The organism is Nocardia amamiensis NBRC 102102 (assembly GCF_001612745.1).
GTDB classification, from domain to species: Bacteria; Actinomycetota; Actinomycetes; order Mycobacteriales; family Mycobacteriaceae; genus Nocardia; species Nocardia amamiensis.
The window spans coordinates 1-15,282 of sequence record NZ_BDBA01000153.1; the positions used below are offsets into that span (position 1 = coordinate 1).

General features: G+C 68.0%; 14 protein-coding genes and 2 pseudogenes. 14 read left to right on the forward strand and 2 right to left on the reverse strand.

The features are described 5' to 3' along the window. The first annotated feature begins 149 nt into the window (after positions 1-149). The 13 genes from NA4_RS25995 (at position 150) to NA4_RS42830 (ending at position 14,547) form a co-directional block, all read left to right on the forward strand. Complete coding sequence (locus NA4_RS25995) at positions 150-623, forward strand: type II toxin-antitoxin system RatA family toxin (RefSeq protein WP_067475366.1); 474 nt, start codon at positions 150-152, stop codon at positions 621-623. Then, positions 610-1,602, forward strand: coding sequence for a nucleotidyltransferase domain-containing protein (locus tag NA4_RS26000; RefSeq protein ID WP_067475370.1), 993 nt, complete (start codon positions 610-612; stop codon positions 1,600-1,602). The genes NA4_RS25995 and NA4_RS26000 overlap by 14 nt, the downstream gene beginning before the upstream one ends. Next, positions 1,599-2,078, forward strand: coding sequence for a hypothetical protein (locus tag NA4_RS26005; protein ID WP_157129306.1), 480 nt, complete (start codon positions 1,599-1,601; stop codon positions 2,076-2,078). The genes NA4_RS26000 and NA4_RS26005 overlap by 4 nt, the downstream gene beginning before the upstream one ends. Positions 2,079-2,103: 25 nt before the next feature. Then, a complete protein-coding gene (locus NA4_RS26010; protein WP_067475377.1) occupies positions 2,104-4,089 on the forward strand; it encodes an AMP-binding protein in 1,986 nt (661 codons plus the stop codon). 2 nt (positions 4,090-4,091) lie between these two features. Continuing rightward, a complete protein-coding gene (locus NA4_RS26015; protein ID WP_067475382.1) occupies positions 4,092-5,096 on the forward strand; it encodes an SDR family oxidoreductase in 1,005 nt (334 codons plus the stop codon). Then, entirely contained in the window at positions 5,093-5,980 is an 888-nt protein-coding gene (locus tag NA4_RS26020) for an isocitrate lyase/phosphoenolpyruvate mutase family protein (RefSeq protein ID WP_067475385.1), read from the forward strand. The genes NA4_RS26015 and NA4_RS26020 overlap by 4 nt, the downstream gene beginning before the upstream one ends. Continuing rightward, positions 5,973-6,809 (forward strand): hypothetical protein, encoded by an 837-nt coding sequence (locus tag NA4_RS26025; protein ID WP_157129307.1) that lies wholly within the window; start codon positions 5,973-5,975, stop codon positions 6,807-6,809. Before NA4_RS26020 ends, NA4_RS26025 begins: the two co-directional genes overlap by 8 nt. Positions 6,810-6,811: 2 nt before the next feature. Further along, complete coding sequence (locus tag NA4_RS26030) at positions 6,812-9,499, forward strand: PEP/pyruvate-binding domain-containing protein (protein WP_067475390.1); 2,688 nt, start codon at positions 6,812-6,814, stop codon at positions 9,497-9,499. Beyond that, entirely contained in the window at positions 9,496-10,251 is a 756-nt protein-coding gene (locus NA4_RS26035) for a guanylate kinase (RefSeq protein ID WP_218022418.1), read from the forward strand. The genes NA4_RS26030 and NA4_RS26035 overlap by 4 nt, the downstream gene beginning before the upstream one ends. After that, positions 10,251-11,108 (forward strand): transketolase, encoded by an 858-nt coding sequence (locus NA4_RS26040; protein ID WP_067475393.1) that lies wholly within the window; start codon positions 10,251-10,253, stop codon positions 11,106-11,108. The genes NA4_RS26035 and NA4_RS26040 overlap by 1 nt, the downstream gene beginning before the upstream one ends. Further along, positions 11,105-12,061 (forward strand): transketolase family protein, encoded by a 957-nt coding sequence (locus NA4_RS26045; protein WP_067475396.1) that lies wholly within the window; start codon positions 11,105-11,107, stop codon positions 12,059-12,061. Before NA4_RS26040 ends, NA4_RS26045 begins: the two co-directional genes overlap by 4 nt. Then, the gene (locus tag NA4_RS26050) at positions 12,058-12,996 is read left to right on the forward strand and encodes a hypothetical protein (RefSeq protein WP_157129308.1); all 939 of its coding nucleotides are present in this window, start codon (positions 12,058-12,060) and stop codon (positions 12,994-12,996) included. Before NA4_RS26045 ends, NA4_RS26050 begins: the two co-directional genes overlap by 4 nt. Positions 12,997-13,083: 87 nt before the next feature. After that, positions 13,084-14,547: an MFS transporter gene (locus NA4_RS42830; protein ID WP_067475402.1), complete on the forward strand. Its 1,464-nt coding sequence runs from the start codon at positions 13,084-13,086 to the stop codon at positions 14,545-14,547. Here NA4_RS42830 and NA4_RS42835 read toward each other — a convergent pair. Next, positions 14,507-14,809, reverse strand: a pseudogene (locus NA4_RS42835) (hypothetical protein); the annotation flags it as partial. The gene NA4_RS42830 and the pseudogene NA4_RS42835 overlap by 41 nt on opposite strands. Here NA4_RS42835 and NA4_RS41590 point away from each other — a divergent pair. Continuing rightward, on the forward strand, positions 14,734-14,898 hold the full coding sequence (locus tag NA4_RS41590; protein ID WP_169811122.1) for a hypothetical protein: 165 nt from the start codon (positions 14,734-14,736) through the stop codon (positions 14,896-14,898). The pseudogene NA4_RS42835 and the gene NA4_RS41590 sit on opposite strands and share 76 nt — an antisense overlap. Here the strand turns inward: NA4_RS41590 and NA4_RS26060 are convergent. Next, positions 14,895-15,282 (reverse strand): annotated as a pseudogene (locus NA4_RS26060) (hypothetical protein); the annotation flags it as partial. The gene NA4_RS41590 and the pseudogene NA4_RS26060 overlap by 4 nt on opposite strands.

Below are 15,282 nucleotides of genomic sequence, written 5' to 3' on the forward strand. Positions count from 1 at the left end.
GGGCGACCCGGCCGCCGCCGCGGCGATCGATTCGCTTGCGGTCCATCACCATCCGCCGAATCTGATGTCCTGCGACGAGGCCGTCGGCGCACTGCATCTCGGTTATCCGATGAGTTTCGACCCCACCGCGTAGGACGAAGGACGCCCCCATGCAGCAAGTCCATGTCACCCACACGATGCTGTCGCCGATCGACGACGTCTGGGCGGCCATCAAGAACATCACCGCCTACCCGACTTTCATGAAGAACGTGGAGGAGGTCACCCTGCTCGTCGACGTCGACGACGCCGACCTCAGCGGGCACCGGCTCAGTGCCTGGCGGGTGTGGCTGAAGGGCTCGATCCTCGAGTGGACCGAGCGCGAGCAGATCGACAATGACACGCGCACACTGCGATTCGAGCAGGTCGATGGCGATCTCGAGATCTTCCTCGGCTACTGGCGGGTCGATCGGGACGCCGACGGGCTCGTGCGTGTCGAGTTCAACGTCGAGTTCGAGATCGGCATACCGCTATTGGCGGACATGCTCAATCCCGTCGCCGCGACCGCACTGCGCGACAACTCCACGACGATGCTGCGCGAGATCGAGCACCGCGTCGCGGCTGGAGGCGTCCATGACCTCGCCTGAGACCGGCGGTTCGCCCGCGGCCCGGACGGTGGTCGAAGCCGAGGACGCCCTGGCCCGAGTCGGGGCCTCGGTGCGCGAGCTCCGCGAATTGCTGGGGGCGCTGCTCGACGAGGGCCGCGGATATGTGGTGGGCTCGCTCGCCGCCGGGCTGGGCAACCGGGGCAGCGATATCGACGTCATCGTCCTGTGCGAACGCCGATCCTCGGAGGCCCCGATGATGTTCTTCCTCAGGGACACCAGTGTCGATCTGCAGTACTACAACGCCGGCGATCCGGCCCGGATTGTATCGGCGTTGCCCGGTGAACGGGTGCCCTTGGCGACGGGCTGGTGTGCGCTGGGGTGCGCGCCGACCATGACCGAGCAGCGGCGAATCGGCCGCTGGCTCAACGCGAGTCCGATCGATCCGGCCTTCCCGGACCTCTTCGATCCGGTCGCCGTGCCGGTCGTCGAGGCGGCTCTGGTGCGCGGCGCGGTGGAGGGCCTGGTGCTGAAGACCTTCGCCGCGCGCATCATCGGCGCGGCCGGTCGGCCCAGCGCCGCGGCATGGCGGCGGGCGGGCCGCGCGCTGGTGGAAGTGCTGGCTCGCGCGGCGGGTGAACTGTTCATCGGGGAGAAGTGGATCGTGGCCCGCGCCGTCCGCGCTGGTCTCGATCCCGGCCTGGCGCAGCGCGCGTTCAACTGTGACAGCGAGCGGGAGCTGCGCGAGATCCATTCCATGGCAGGGCTTTCCGCGCTGGCCGAACCCGGCGCGGTCGCGCTCCGGGCGGCCGAGGGCCTGGAGCGCCTCGAGCTCGGCGCGACGACCTGGACCCTCGTCGGCGGCCGCCGGGTCGTCCCGTGCGATCCGGCCGAAGCGCGGCCCGATGTCATCGAAATGGGCTCGGCGGCAACGATAGTGGACGCACTCGCCGAAGGGCTGGTAGTTCCCGTCGTCGATCGTTCGGCCCTCGACGAGGGGGTGCGCGCATGCGCGGCGTGAGTGTTCACACCCTCGCAGAGGAAGGGACCCGGGCGGCGTGGGCACACGTCATGGTGCTCCAGCATTCGATCGAGGACGTGGCTGCCGCCTATGCCGCGGGGGACTGGGCGACCTGTGTGGACTGCTGCTTCGACACCGTCCTGAGCACCGCCTATGTCTCGGCGGTACTGGCGGGACACCTCGGCTCACCCGAGGATGCGGCGCTGCTCGTGCGCGTCGCCCGCGATATCGAACCACACGCGAGTCTGCTCGAGCGGATGCCGACCGCATGGGGTGCGACGCGCGCCGACGCCGACGCCGCGCGGGTGCTGGCCGACCAGGCCTGCCGCGCGACGGAGGCGGCGATGCCGATCGTGATGGCGCGGTTCCGGACGCCGACCGGGTTCTATCCGAGCGTCCGATTGGCGGGCGATCTCGAAAAGCTGCGCCGCAGAAGTGGTTTGAGCAGCTACGCCTGGGAACACTTCGCCACCTGAACAACCGGACAAGGAAGGATGACAGATGCACGAGGAGGCCGATATGCGGCGCCGGGTGCGGGCAGTGATCTCCGACCTCGCCCCCATCCGGGGCGGCGGGGAGATCGGTGCGCTGACGAATCTCATCGGCGAACTCGGATACGACTCGCTGCGGCTTATGGAACTGACCGGCGTCCTCGAAACCGAATTCGACCTGGCCTGCGCCGAAGAGCACGAGTTGCTCGCGATCGAGACCACCGCCGACGTGGAGGCGCTGGTGCGCCGCCTGGCGGCCGGTCGCGCCCCGGCGAACGCGGCGCGCGGCGGCCTGGACCTGAACAACTTCGGTGCGGTACTCGCGGGCTGGGCCGCCGCGGAACCGGACCGCATCGCGCTCACCTTCCGGCACGACGACCGCGACGAGACGCTGACCTATGGCCGAATTCACGCACGCGCAGCCGGATTGGCGAAGGTGATCGCGGAGTCGTTGCGGCCGGGGGAGCGGGTCATGGTTCTGCTGCCGCCCGGCATCGACTTCGTCGTGGCGATGTTCGCCTGCTTCTACGCGGGCGTGGTGGCGGTCGCTGCCCCGCCGCCGAATCTGCTCAAAGCGAATCGCGGCCTGCCGCGGCTCGAAGCCATCGCGGCCGATGCCGAGGTGGCCGCGGTCATCACCGAGGACAGCGTGCGGCACCGGATCGCCGGTGCGGTCGGCAACAGCCTCGGCGCCGCGATCTGGCTGGCCCCCGAGGCCGATTCGGATCCCGGCGGCCCGCCGCGGCCCGCCGGGGTGGACGAGCCCCTGCTGCTGCAATACACCTCCGGATCGACCGCACGGCCGCGCGGCGTGGTCCTGACCTCACGGAATCTGATCGCCAATTCCTCCGCCATCGCGGCGGCCTTCGGACACACTCGCGATAGCCGGATGTTCAGCTGGCTTCCGCCCTATCACGATATGGGGTTGATCGGCGGCATCTTCCAGCCGCTGTTCGTGGGCTTCCCGACCGTGCTGACGTCCCCCGTCTCGATTCTCAAACGTCCGCAACGCTGGCTGGAGGGCATAGCCGAACATCGATCGACCAGCAGCGGCGGCCCAAATTTCGCCTATGACCTGTGCGTCCACCGCATCCCCGCGAGCATCCGCGATCGGATCGACCTGTCCTCCTGGACGGTGGCGTTCAACGGCGCCGAACCGGTGCTGGCGGAGACGATCGGTCGCTTCACCGACACCTTCGCCGCCAGCGGATTCCGCCCCGAGGCCTTCCTGCCGTGCTACGGACTGGCCGAGGCGACATTGATGGTGTCGGCGGCCGAACCCGCCACGGCCCCAGTGATATTCGGCGTGGACACCGATGCTCTAGGGGCGGGCACGGCGCGGGTGGCGGACGGCCCGGGATCTCGCAGGCTGGTCTCGAGTGGGATACCCGCGCCGGAATTCGATGTTCACATCATCGATCCGGTGACCCACGCGCCCGCCGAGCCGGGCCGGGTGGGGGAGATCTGGATCGCGGGCGACAGCGTCGCGTCGGGCTACTGGCGCCGCCGCAACGACTCCGAGGCCGTCTTCGGCGCGCGCATCCGCGGCGACGCGGCGCGCACACCCTATCTGCGCTCGGGGGATCTCGGAGTGCTGCTCGACGGCCAACTGGTGGTCGTCGGCCGGATCAAGGACGTGATCATCGTGCACGGCGTCAATTTCCACGCCCACGATATCGAATTGGCCGCGGAATCCGCGCACCCCGCGGTACGCAAACACTGCAGCGCGGCTTTCCGATTCGAGGACGACAGAGAAGGAGTGGGCGTCGTCTGTGAGGTCGATCCTGGAATCGAGGACGACCTCGGCGCGGTGTGCGCGCGAATCCGCCGAGTGGTCGCCGAGGAGATCGGCGTGCGTCCCGTCTTCGCCGGACTGATCGAGCCCGGCGCGATGCCCAAGACAGCGAGCGGAAAGGTTCAGCGCTCGCTGTGCCGGCGTCTGGTGCGCGAGGGTGCGCTGACGCTCATCGCCGACGCACGAGACCGGCGGGGCTGACAATGCGGGTATTGGTAACGGGCGCTTCGGGTCTGGTCGGCTACGAGGTGGTCGAGACGCTGCGATCGCACGGTATGACCGTGGTGGCCGCGAGCCGCGGCCGCTCGGATGCCGTGGGCGCCACCGTGCACTGGGATATGGGTCGCGAACCCGCGCCTGACGAACTCGCGGGTCCCTGGGACGTCATCGTCAACTCGGCCGCCGACACTCGCTGGACGATGAGCTCGGACGAGGCGTGGCAGTCCAATGTCGGTTCCCTCCTGGCGCTGTGCCCGCTCATCGATGATCGGACCCACCTGATCCAGATCTCCACGGCGTACGCGCTCGGTCTGCGCGGTGATATCGAGTCCGCTGACCCGGGCGACTACCGCAACAACTACGAGTGGTCGAAGGCCGCGGCCGAACGCATGGCCCGGGAAATCACGCGGCGCATCACCGTGATCCGGCCGCCACTGATCATCGGGCGTCGCGCCGACGGGCGCGCGATCCGCTACTCCGGAATGTATACGATCCTGCGGAGCATGGCGAGCAGCGCCGTGCCCGCGGTGGTCGGATTCGCCGACAGCTATTTCGATGTCATCCCCGTCGACGATCTCGCCGCCTTGGTGGCGCGCGTGGTGCGGGCGGGTCCGTCGGGCGTACGCACCATCGCGGGCGGTGCGAGCGCGATGACCTTCCCCGAAGCCCTGACGATCATGGTCGGGACGCTGAACGAATGGCGCGCGGACCGCGGCATAGGGGCCCTCGAGCAACCCAAGATCATCGACCCGCAGCGCTGGGAACGATTCCTGTGGCCGTTCGCCCGCCAGCATATGAGTCCGCGTCAGGTGCGGGTCCTGGAACTGCTCGCGCACTTCCATCCCTACCTGGTGATCCGCACTCCACTCGAACCCGATCACGTCGTGGGCGACGCGGAGCTGCCGCTGCGGCGTTCGATTTCCTACTGGGCCCAGGCCAATACGCCCCTGGCCGAGCAACGACCGAAACCCTGGAAGGCCATTGCATGACAATCACGAACGGATACGGTTCCAAGTCCGCTCAACTGCGCAAACTACTCGGCGGTGACCGGCTGGCGCGTGTCGTCGGCGTGGGCGACGGTCTGTCGGCGCTGCTGGCGAGCCGCCACGGCTTCGACGCGCTGTGGGGCAGCGGGTTGTCCATCTCGGCGGCACACGCGCTGCCCGACGCCAGCATCCTGACAATGACCGAATTTCTCCAGGCCACCGCGGTGATCGATGCCGCGACGCCGCTGCCCACGATCGCCGACTGCGATACCGGGTTCGGCGACGTCAATGTGGTCATGCGCGCCACTCGCGAGTACGAGCGCCGCGGCATCGCCGGAATCTGTATGGAGGACAAGCAGTTTCCCAAACGCAACAGCTTCAGTCGCGGCCAGCAGCTGGCGCCGATCGCCGAGTTCGCGCAGAAGATCAGGGCGGCCAAGAGCGTGCAGGTCTCACCGGACTTCGTCGTGATCGCCCGCGTCGAATCCCTGATCGCGGAGACCGGCATGGCAGACGCCCTCGAGCGGGGCGCGCGGTACGCGCAGGCCGGCGCCGACGCGCTGCTGATCCACTCGAAATCCGAATCCCCGGACGAGGTACTGGAATTCGCCGCCCGGTGGCACCAGCAGAACGATCCGCTGCCTCTGGTCGCGGTGCCGACCACCTACTACTCGGCCAGCGCCGACGAACTCGAGCGCGGCGGGTTCTCGATGGTCATCTACGCCAATCAGTCGCTGCGCGCGGTGGTGCGCGTGGTCGACGATGTCTTCGCCCGCCTGAGCCGGGCCGCGAGCACCGCCGAGATGGAGGAGCAGTTGATACCGGTCGTCGAGGTACTCGATCTGATCGGGATGGACTCGCTGCTGACCAGTGATGTCGATGGCTGAGTACGCGCACGCGGTTCCGCGTTATCTCGGCCGGAGATTTCCGCCCGCCCAGGCGGCGGCCGGGCTGTCGATCCCGCTCTGTTCGTTCCTGGTCTACGGAGCATGCGCGGGCCGGCAGGCGCATCCACTTGCCTGGGTGGGCGGAGCCTGCGCGGTGGTGGCGATGCTGTTGATGCACCGTCTCGCAGACGATGTGAGCGATGCGGCCGGTGACCCCGCGTTCGGTATCCGGGGCATGCTGATCGGCGCGGCGGCCCTCGTCGTGGTCACCGTGGCGGCCAACGCGGCCGTCGACTGGACGCTCGGAATCTACGTGCTGGCCACCGCGATCTGGAGCGGCCTCGGCAATGCGGCGGATCGGCGATTCGCGGGTTCGCTCGGTATCTGGCTGCTCAGCGAGGTCGCGGTCGCGATGATCCTGTTCTATCCGTACCTGCTGTGGCGGCATACCGGGGGTGGTGCGATCACCATCGTGGCAGTGGTCGGCCTGGTCGGCGGATCGTGGTCGGGCTATCTGTTCTGGGTGCTCACCCGGAAGGCGGCGCGGACGGATTGGCTCGCGCCGGGTGTGTCGCCGGAGGCGCTGCGCGGCTGGTTGTCGGTCATCCTCGCCGCCTCCGGCGCGGCGGCGGTGCTCGCGGGTGCGTCCGGCGCGTTGCCGCTGTCCTATCCGCTGCTCGGCCTGCTCTGCGCGACCACCGTGGCCCTGCTGATGCTGCGGTGGCGGCCGGCGCGCAGCCGATCCCGCGCGTGGGCGGGTCTGACATTGCTGCTGGCCACCCAGCTGAACGCGGTCCTTGCCGCGGTGGCTCGCTATGGAGGGATTTGATCATGAATATGACAGTCGCCGAGGCTCTGTGGCCCGGTCACACCATCACCGCCGGGGCCGATGTCGGTGGCAAGGCCGCGGGTCTGGCAACGCTGGTCTCGGCCGGTATCGAGGTTCCGCCATTCGTCGTGGTCGACGCGCGCGCCTTCGACGATCATCTGCGCCAACCTTCGGTGCGGACCGCCCTGGGCGGCCTTGCGCTGGCTCTGGAATCGCGCGGAGACGATGCGGCACAGGCGGTTTCGGATGCTGCGGCACAGGTCCGTGCCGCCATCGCCGAGGCCGGGATCGAGCCCGGCCTCGCCGGGCGGATCGCCGGTGCGCTTGCATCGATCGGCGCGGGTCCCTTCGCCGTCCGCAGCTCGATGCTCGAGGAGGACTCGGCCGCGCATTCCTTCGCCGGCCAGCTCGACAGCCACCTGTACCAGGAGGACGCCGCCGCGGTCCTCGACAGCGTGCGGCGCACGTGGGCGTCGGCCTTCGGCGATCCGGTGCTGAGCTATTCTGCGCGGATCGGCCGCTCGGTGCTGAGATCCCGGGTCGCGGTCGTCATCCAGCAGATGGTCGATGCCGAGGTGTCGGGTGTGCTGTTCACCATGAACCCGCGTTCCGGTGACCGCGACGAATGTCTGGTCACCGCGGCCTACGGGCTGGGCGAAGGCATCGTGTCCGGACTTTGTGACACCGACGAGTACACCTGGTCCGAGGGCACCGAACGCTCGGCGACCTTGGCCACCAAGGATATTCGGGTCGTGCACGCGAGCGGCGGAGGCGTCGCTGAGGAGGTGGTGCCCGAACAGTTGCGCGAGCGGCGCGCTCTCACCCCCGAGCAGGTGCACGAGATCTGTACGCTGGGAGCTCGAATCGCGGCACGGTACGGCCGACCGATGGATATAGAATGGAGCTATGCGGGAGGTACTCTCCGCATTCTCCAGGCCCGGCCGATCACCACCGGCTGCGACGACCCCCGCGCGCCGATGCTGGTCTTCGACAATTCGAACATCCAGGAGAGCTACAACGGTGTCACCACGCCGCTGACGTTCTCCTTCTCCGCTCGGGTGTATTCCGGTGTGTACAAGCAACTCGCCGCGTTCCTGGGGGTGTCGGCGCGGCGGAAGGCCGAGTTCGGGCCCGCCGCGGACAATCTGCTCGCCTTCGTGCACGGCCGCGTCTACTACCAGATGGACAACTGGCTGCGCCTGTTCGCCTTGCTGCCGGGATACGAGCGCAGCACGGAGAACTACTCGAAAGTCATGTGGCACACCGATATCAACGGTAGCCGGCTCGCGCGCGGACGCCGCGGACCGCGCACCATGGTCGAGACCGTGCGCATCGGGGCGAGTATCGCCGCGCGCTATGTGACCCTCGACTCCGAGATCGACCGATTCCTGGACTACTTCCAGCGCGTCTACGACCGGGTGGATCGGGAGAAGGTCCAGGCGATGACGCTATCTGAGGCGCACCACACCCTGCGATACCTGTACTCGGAGCTGATGAGCCATTGGGATATCCCCAACATCAACGACTTTCGCGTGATGATGTACTCCGGGCACCTGCGCCGCGTGCTGGTCGCGCACTATCCGGCGGCTGAGGTCGACAAGCAACTCGCCGATCTGCTGTGCGCCATAGACGGTGTCGAATCCATGGAGCCGACGCGCATCCTGCGCGCCCTGGCCGAGGAGGTCCGCGCCGACGCCGGCCTGCACGCGGTTCTCACCGCGGCGGACCCGGTCGCCGCGCTCACGAAGCTCGAGCATCGATTCCCCGAATTCGCCTGCCGGATCGATGATTACGTGCGCCGATACGGTGATCGCTGCGTCGGCGAACTCAAACTCGAAACGATCCCCGTACGCCATCGGCCGTGGTTCGTCGTCGAGATGATCAGGAACTATCTCGAGCGGCCCGACCCGGACCTCGCGGGCGACCGAGAACGGCACGGTCACGCCCTGGCCGGCCTCGCGGCGCGGATGCCTTGGTGGCGGCGACGATTCGTCGGCGTCGAGGTGCGGGCGACCCGTACCGCGATCAAGGCGCGCGAAGCGCTGCGCTTCCGCCGGACACTGGCCTTCGCCCTGGTCCGGGATCTGTACGCGACGATCGGCCGTCGCCTGGCCGAACAGGGGATCCTGGACGAGGAACGCGACATCCTGTTCCTGACCGTCGACGAGATCGATCAGTACCTCGAGGCGCGGGCCGCGTCGACGGATCTGGCGGGCATCGTCCGGGTCCGCAGAGCCGAATTCGCACGGAACGAGTCGGCGAGCGTGCCGGATCGCTTCGAGACCCGGGGCACGCCCTACCTCCAGCCAATCATGGAATCCGCTGGAGCACACGCCGAGCGGGACGACACGGATCCCGAAGCCGTCGTGCTGCGCGGGCTCGGATGCTGTGGTGGCGTCGTCGACGCGCCGGTGCGGGTGATAACGGCTGCCGGGGAGGTATCGTCCGTGGCCGGTGACATTCTGTGCACGGTCCGGACCGATCCGGGCTGGACTCCGTTGCTCAGCACCGCCCGAGGGCTGATCGTGGAACGCGGATCGGTGCTGTCACATTCGGCTATCGTCGCCCGGGAACTGGGCATTCCGACCGTCGTCGGGATCAAGGGCGTCACCAGGATTCTTCTCGATCGTGAGCACGTGCGGGTGGACGGCACACACGGAACAGTGACCAGACTCAGGAGACAGCGATGACCATCATTCCACCGGCCCACGTGGCGGCGACCATGAACACCGAGCTCGACGGTCGCCCGACGAGCGTGTTCCTGGTGCTGTCTGGCCCCGGCGGAACCGGCAAGAGCACGCTGATCACGATGTGGCGCAAGGCCGATCCGGATATCGGCTACGTCAAGAACATCACGACCCGCGGTCGGCGCGCGCCCGATCCCGTGTCCGGCGTCGATGACGAGGACTTCTTCGAGTTCGTCTCGCGACGCCGGTTCCGGGAGATGGTGGAGGCCGGCGAATTCGCGCAGTGGGTCAATCCGCAGCCGGGCTACTACAGCGGCACGCCCCGACAGCCGCTGCTCGACGCGATCGCCGCGGGCGCCGACCTGCTGTTCGACTACACCCCGCAGCTCTATCTGAACCTGCGGCGCGCCTTCCCCGAACAGGTCGTCGGCGTCTTCGTCGCACCGCCCTCGCTGGGGACGCTGCGCGACCGTTTGATCGCGCGCTCCAGTGAAGCCGGCGACAAGCTGCAGCTGAAATTCAATATGGGCGTGCAGGATCTGTCGTATGTCGACCTGCACGACTACCACGTGACCAATCACGATCTCGACGAAACGCTGGTCACCCTGCGAAAGATCTTGACAGCCGAAAAGCACCGGCTGGCACGGAATCCGGATCTGATCCGGCTCTACGAAACCATGAAGGACAAGCGTCAAATGCTGTTCTACTACGATCCGGCCGGTGACCGGATCTCCGGCATCGACGGTTCCATCTGATGGCCGCGGAAATCGTCCTCGCCGACGATATGGAGATCGCCGTGAAGGCGGTGCGGTACCGGCTCGAGATCATCGATCTCATTCGCGCCGCGGGAAACGGGCACCTGGCCGGAAGCCTGTCGTGCGTCGACATTCTGACGGTCCTCTACGAGCGCATACTGCGCATCACGCCGGACACGGTCGACGATCCGCGGCGCGACCGCTACATCCAGAGCAAGGGGCATGCGGTCGAGGCGCTCTACGTCGTCCTGGCGGGTGCCGGGTATTTCGAGCCTGCCGAACTCGGCACGTATCTGCGATTCGGCTCCGCACTCATCGGGCACGTCACCCGGAAGGTGCCGGGAATCGAGCAGTCCACCGGCGCTCTCGGCCACGGATTGTCACTCGCCGTGGGGATTTCGCTCGCCGGGAAGCAGGATCGGCTCGAGTACCGCACCTTCGTGCTCCTCGGTGACGGCGAGCTCGCCGAGGGATCGGTGTGGGAGGCTGCGATGTGTGCGGCCCACTACCGGCTCGACAATCTCGTCGCGATCGTCGACCGGAATCGCTACCAGATCGCCGGGAGCACGGCCGACATCATGAATTCCGAACCACTGGCCGAGAAGTTCTCGAGTTTCGGCTGGTCCGTCCGCGAGATCGACGGCCACAGTATAGCGGCGATCGACCAGGCGCTCTCGGCGGTGCCCGCGACCACCGGACGCCCCACCGTGATCCTCGCCGACACCGTCAAGGGCAGCGGCATTTCCTATATGGAGCACGACATCCGCTGGCATCACCGGGTGCCCTCCGACGCCGAATACCGCATCGCGCAGCGGGATATCCGGGCGCGAATCACCGAGCTGAGGAAGAACAGATGACCGGCATGCTCGTTCCCCAGGGGATCGCGAATCTGGAGGTCCTCGACGCCACCCTGCGCGACCTGGCCGGATCGGATCCCGATATCAGGGTGCTGACCGCGGACTCACACATCTCGGGCAAGCTCGCGCCGTTCGCCGCCGAATTCCCCGACCGGATGGTCGAAGTCGGTATTGCCGAGCAGAACCTGGTCGGTGTCGCTGCGGGCCTCGCGGCCTGCGGTAAGAAGCCGTTCGTGGTCTCCCCGGCCTGCTTTCTGACCGCGCGGTCGCTGGAACAGATCAAGGTCGACGTGAGCTATGGGGCCAATCCGGTGCGGCTGATCGGAATCAGCGCGGGGATTAGTTACGGCCCGCTCGGCGCCTCCCATCACTCCATCGCCGATTACGCGGCGCTGCGCGCCATGCCGGGTATCGCGGTGATCGCACCGGCCGACAATTGTGAAGCCGAAGCCGCGATCCGGCGGGCCGCCGCTGTCCAGGAGCCCGTCTACATCCGCCTCGGTAAGCGGAAGCTCGAGTGCGTGCATCCGGACGGGCCGTCAGCGGTCGCCCTCGGGCGGGCGACCCGCCTGCGCGAGGGACACGACATCGGACTGATAGCCACCGGCGAGACGGTGGCCATCGCCCTGGCGACCGCGCGCCTGCTCGCGCGCGACGGTATCGGCGCCACGGTGCTCAGCATGCCGACCGTCCGGCCCCTCGACACCGCCACGCTGTTCGACGTGGCCGACAGCGTTCGTGCGCTGATCGTGCTCGAGGAGCACAGCGTGCACGGCGGACTCGGCGAGGCGTGCGCGGGTGCGCTGCTCAACCGCGGCACTTCGGTGGTGTTCCGCAATCTCGGCGTGCCCGACGCGCCGATCGTCAACGGGGCCCAGCTCGAGGTGCTGGCGCACTACGGGATGGAGGCCGAGCAGCTCGGCGAACTGGCGCGCGGATTGCTGGCCGCATGAGTGCGAGAGCTACTGGGGCGGATTGGGATTCGGAAGTCGGGCGATGGCGGGCGCTCACCGGGATGGCGCATAAGGCGGCGGTCTACGCGCGTGATCCGCTCGCGCGGACCGCGATGGCGAACACGCCCGGTCCTGGCGATATGCTGCCGGAGCTGCTCTACGACGCCGCGCTGCTGGTGGTGAAACCCGAGGCGCTCGTCACCGGGCGGATGCCGAGGATCGAACGTTTCCTGCGCCGGCGCGACCTGACCGTCGTCGCGGCGTTCACCACCGAACTGGACGCCGCCCGCTCCCACCAACTCTGGGCGTATCCGTGGGTCAAGGCCACCACCGACCGGATGCGGCTCCATATTCTCCTGTCGGAGGGTCTGCCGTCGTGGTGCCTGCTCGTGCGGCGTGAGCCGGGCAGTGACGAGTTGCCGCTGACGATGCGGCTCGCGATCGACAAGGGCGCCTCGGCCTCGGGCCCGCGCCGGCCCGGCCAGCTCCGCACCGAGCTGGGCATGACCAACCGCATGATCTCGTTCGTCCATTGCCCCGACGAGCCCGCCGATCTGCTGCGCGACGTCTATGTGCTCGGGGGTGCCACCGGCCTGCGACTGCTCGAAACCACGGTAGCCCAGCCTATTTCGGAGGAATGGTCAGCGGGGGAGTGGCCGGGCGGCGTTGACCTCGAGCCCGCAGGGTTGCTGGCGGGGCTGTCCGCGGGCGGACGCGCGCGACTGCTCGGCCTGCTCGACGCACGTCGCGAACACGGCCGGACATTGAGTCTCGACGAGGCGATCGGCGAGGCCCGCGCCGCCGGCGCGCGGGAGCGGTGGCACTGCCACGGCCTCGCCGCGGGCCTGATACCGCACGACCTGCCAGGTGTGGCAGCGGAGTTCGACGAGGCGACCGTCGAACAGCTGGCGCAACGGTGGCGGCGCGACGCGTGACGAAGGGATTTTCTCGTGGATGCTCGAACAAGTGCCGCACCCGCGGCGGGCACGCTCCGCTGGACTCGGCGGCAGTGGTCGGCTCTGGTGCTGGTCTGCCTGGCCAGCCTCATCGAACTGGTGGACATCACGATCGTCAACGCCGCGCTGCCCGCCATCCGGGACGGTCTCGACGGCGCGACGAAGGAGAACATCTCCTGGGTGATCGTCGCGTTCCTGATCACCTTCGGCGGATTCCTGCTCGTGGGCGGGCGACTCGGAGACCACTTCGGCCATCGCCGGATGTTCATGATCGGCCTCGGCGTGTTCAGCGTGGCTTCGGCCGCCTGCGGGCTGGCCCTCGACATCGAATTCCTGGTAGCCGCACGGGCTTTCCAGGGACTCGCGGCGGCGGCACTCGCCCCGATGACGCTGGCGTTGCTCACCGACATCTTTCCCGCCGACGCAGGCCGCGCCAAGGCGATCACGATATGGAGCGCGACCGGCGCGATCAGCACCTCACTGGGCGTCACGCTGGGCGGAGTGCTCTCCGACGGACCGGGTTGGCGCTGGGTCTTCCTGGCCACCGTGCCGGTTGGACTGCTGGTGCTGGCGCTGACACCCGTGGTCGTCAGCGCCGGCCGATCCGAGCGGCGGCCCGGATCATTCGACGTGATCGGCGCCGTAGCCGTGACGCTGGCCGTGACGGTTACGGTGTATGCGATTGCCGAAACCGACACGCACGCATGGGGATCGGTGCGAGTGCTGAGCCTACTGGCCGCCGCTGCCGCTCTGCTGCTCTATGCCGTCGTGCACGAGGCATTCGTCGCGGCTGAACCTCTCGTGCCCCCGTCCGTGGTCGCATCACGCACCGTGCTCGGCGCGAGCCTGGTAGCCGGGGTGGGGTGCGCCGGGTTCTACGCGCTGTTCCATCTGCTGTCGCTGTATCTGCAGACCGCACTGGGCTATTCGGCCCTGAGGACGGGCTTGCTGATGCTCCCGGTGACCTCGGTGGGCATCTGCTCCGCGCTCCTGGTACCGGGGATCTTGGCCACGCTCGGGGCGCGGTGGACAGTCGTCCTCGGCGGAACCCTCGGTTGCGGCGGCATGCTGCTGCTGGCGACCGGCGTCACCGAGAACACGGTGTGGCTTCGCGTCATCGCCCCGGCGGTCCTCATTGCCGTTGCCACCCCCCTGTGGTTCATCACGGTCAGCATCGTCGTCGTCGCGGGCGTGAACCAGTCCGACACCGGCCTGATTTCGGGCCTGCTCACGGTTTGCCGCACGGTCGGCGGCGCCATCGGCATCGCCGTGGTGGCCAGCGTGCTGACGGCGCGACCGGGCGCCTCTACCGCGGCCGCGCCGCTGCTGTCAACGGATGCGACACAGCGGGCATTCGTCGTGGCGGCGGGAATGTACGCCGCTTTCGTGCTGGTCGCGATCCTGTTGCTCGGCAACGAGGGGCGGGCTCGGCACACGACCAGGGCACACCCGCGCGCAGCAGCGCGTTGGCATAGGGCCGCGCCTCGCCGGCGCGGACTACGAAGCGGCAGTGGGCGATTCGAGCCTTGAAGTCAGGAGTTCGCCTACGCCTCGCTGCTGCGCGACGAGTACCCGCCGTTCCGTCTCGACCAGGTCCGCGGGAGCCGGTCCCCGCGACCGCGATCGTGCCCACCAGCGAGACCGTGCCGATCGCGGGCAGTCCGGCGCCCTGAGCGCGAAACCGTCTGTGGCACAGGTGGAGGAGATCCGAGGACGATGAACCGCATCCTGGTCCGTGAATCTCCGTCGGCGCTGGCGGTCGCCGGGACGCCGGCCAAAGTGATGGAGGCATCGGCGCGCATCGTGCCCGCCGACACCGCCGCCGACGAACTCCTGCGCGTGCTCAACGAACCAGGCACCGTCCTAGTAGGACTTTGTTAGGTCGGGAAGGTGTGGTGGCACAGCGGGCAGGTACCGATCCAGATGGCTAGTGCGCGTTGGATCAACGGCCCGAACTCGTCCACGCAGATCACGCGCCCATCGGAGGGCGGATGGTCGTAGAGGTCGAGCACGCGGTTCATCTTCTCGGTGAACTCGGGGTCGTTGCTGGCCTTCCATGTCTTGGTGGCCTGCCACGACACACCACCGGCTTTCAGGATTCTGCGCAGCGTCTCACGACTGAGGTCAGCGATCGCGTTGATCGCCAACACCTCTCGGAGTTTCGACAGGCTCCACGTCGTAAACGGCCAGCCCAGATCGAGGGGGCAGCACCGGGCGATCTGACAGATCCGATCACGCATCGCCTGATCGGTCTTCGCTGGTCTG

Coding starts and splice junctions, on each gene's coding strand:
- NA4_RS26050 (WP_157129308.1), top strand. CDS start 12,058: ATGAGTGCGAGAGCTACTGGGGCGGATTGGGATTCGGAAGTCGGGCGA.
- NA4_RS26015 (WP_067475382.1), top strand. CDS start 4,092: ATGCGGGTATTGGTAACGGGCGCTTCGGGTCTGGTCGGCTACGAGGTG.
- NA4_RS26010 (WP_067475377.1), top strand. CDS start 2,104: ATGCACGAGGAGGCCGATATGCGGCGCCGGGTGCGGGCAGTGATCTCC.
- NA4_RS26000 (WP_067475370.1), top strand. CDS start 610: ATGACCTCGCCTGAGACCGGCGGTTCGCCCGCGGCCCGGACGGTGGTC.
- NA4_RS26045 (WP_067475396.1), top strand. CDS start 11,105: ATGACCGGCATGCTCGTTCCCCAGGGGATCGCGAATCTGGAGGTCCTC.
- NA4_RS26030 (WP_067475390.1), top strand. CDS start 6,812: ATGAATATGACAGTCGCCGAGGCTCTGTGGCCCGGTCACACCATCACC.
- NA4_RS26025 (WP_157129307.1), top strand. CDS start 5,973: ATGGCTGAGTACGCGCACGCGGTTCCGCGTTATCTCGGCCGGAGATTT.
- NA4_RS25995 (WP_067475366.1), top strand. CDS start 150: ATGCAGCAAGTCCATGTCACCCACACGATGCTGTCGCCGATCGACGAC.
- NA4_RS26020 (WP_067475385.1), top strand. CDS start 5,093: ATGACAATCACGAACGGATACGGTTCCAAGTCCGCTCAACTGCGCAAA.
- NA4_RS41590 (WP_169811122.1), top strand. CDS start 14,734: ATGAACCGCATCCTGGTCCGTGAATCTCCGTCGGCGCTGGCGGTCGCC.
- NA4_RS26035 (WP_218022418.1), top strand. CDS start 9,496: ATGACCATCATTCCACCGGCCCACGTGGCGGCGACCATGAACACCGAG.
- NA4_RS26040 (WP_067475393.1), top strand. CDS start 10,251: ATGGCCGCGGAAATCGTCCTCGCCGACGATATGGAGATCGCCGTGAAG.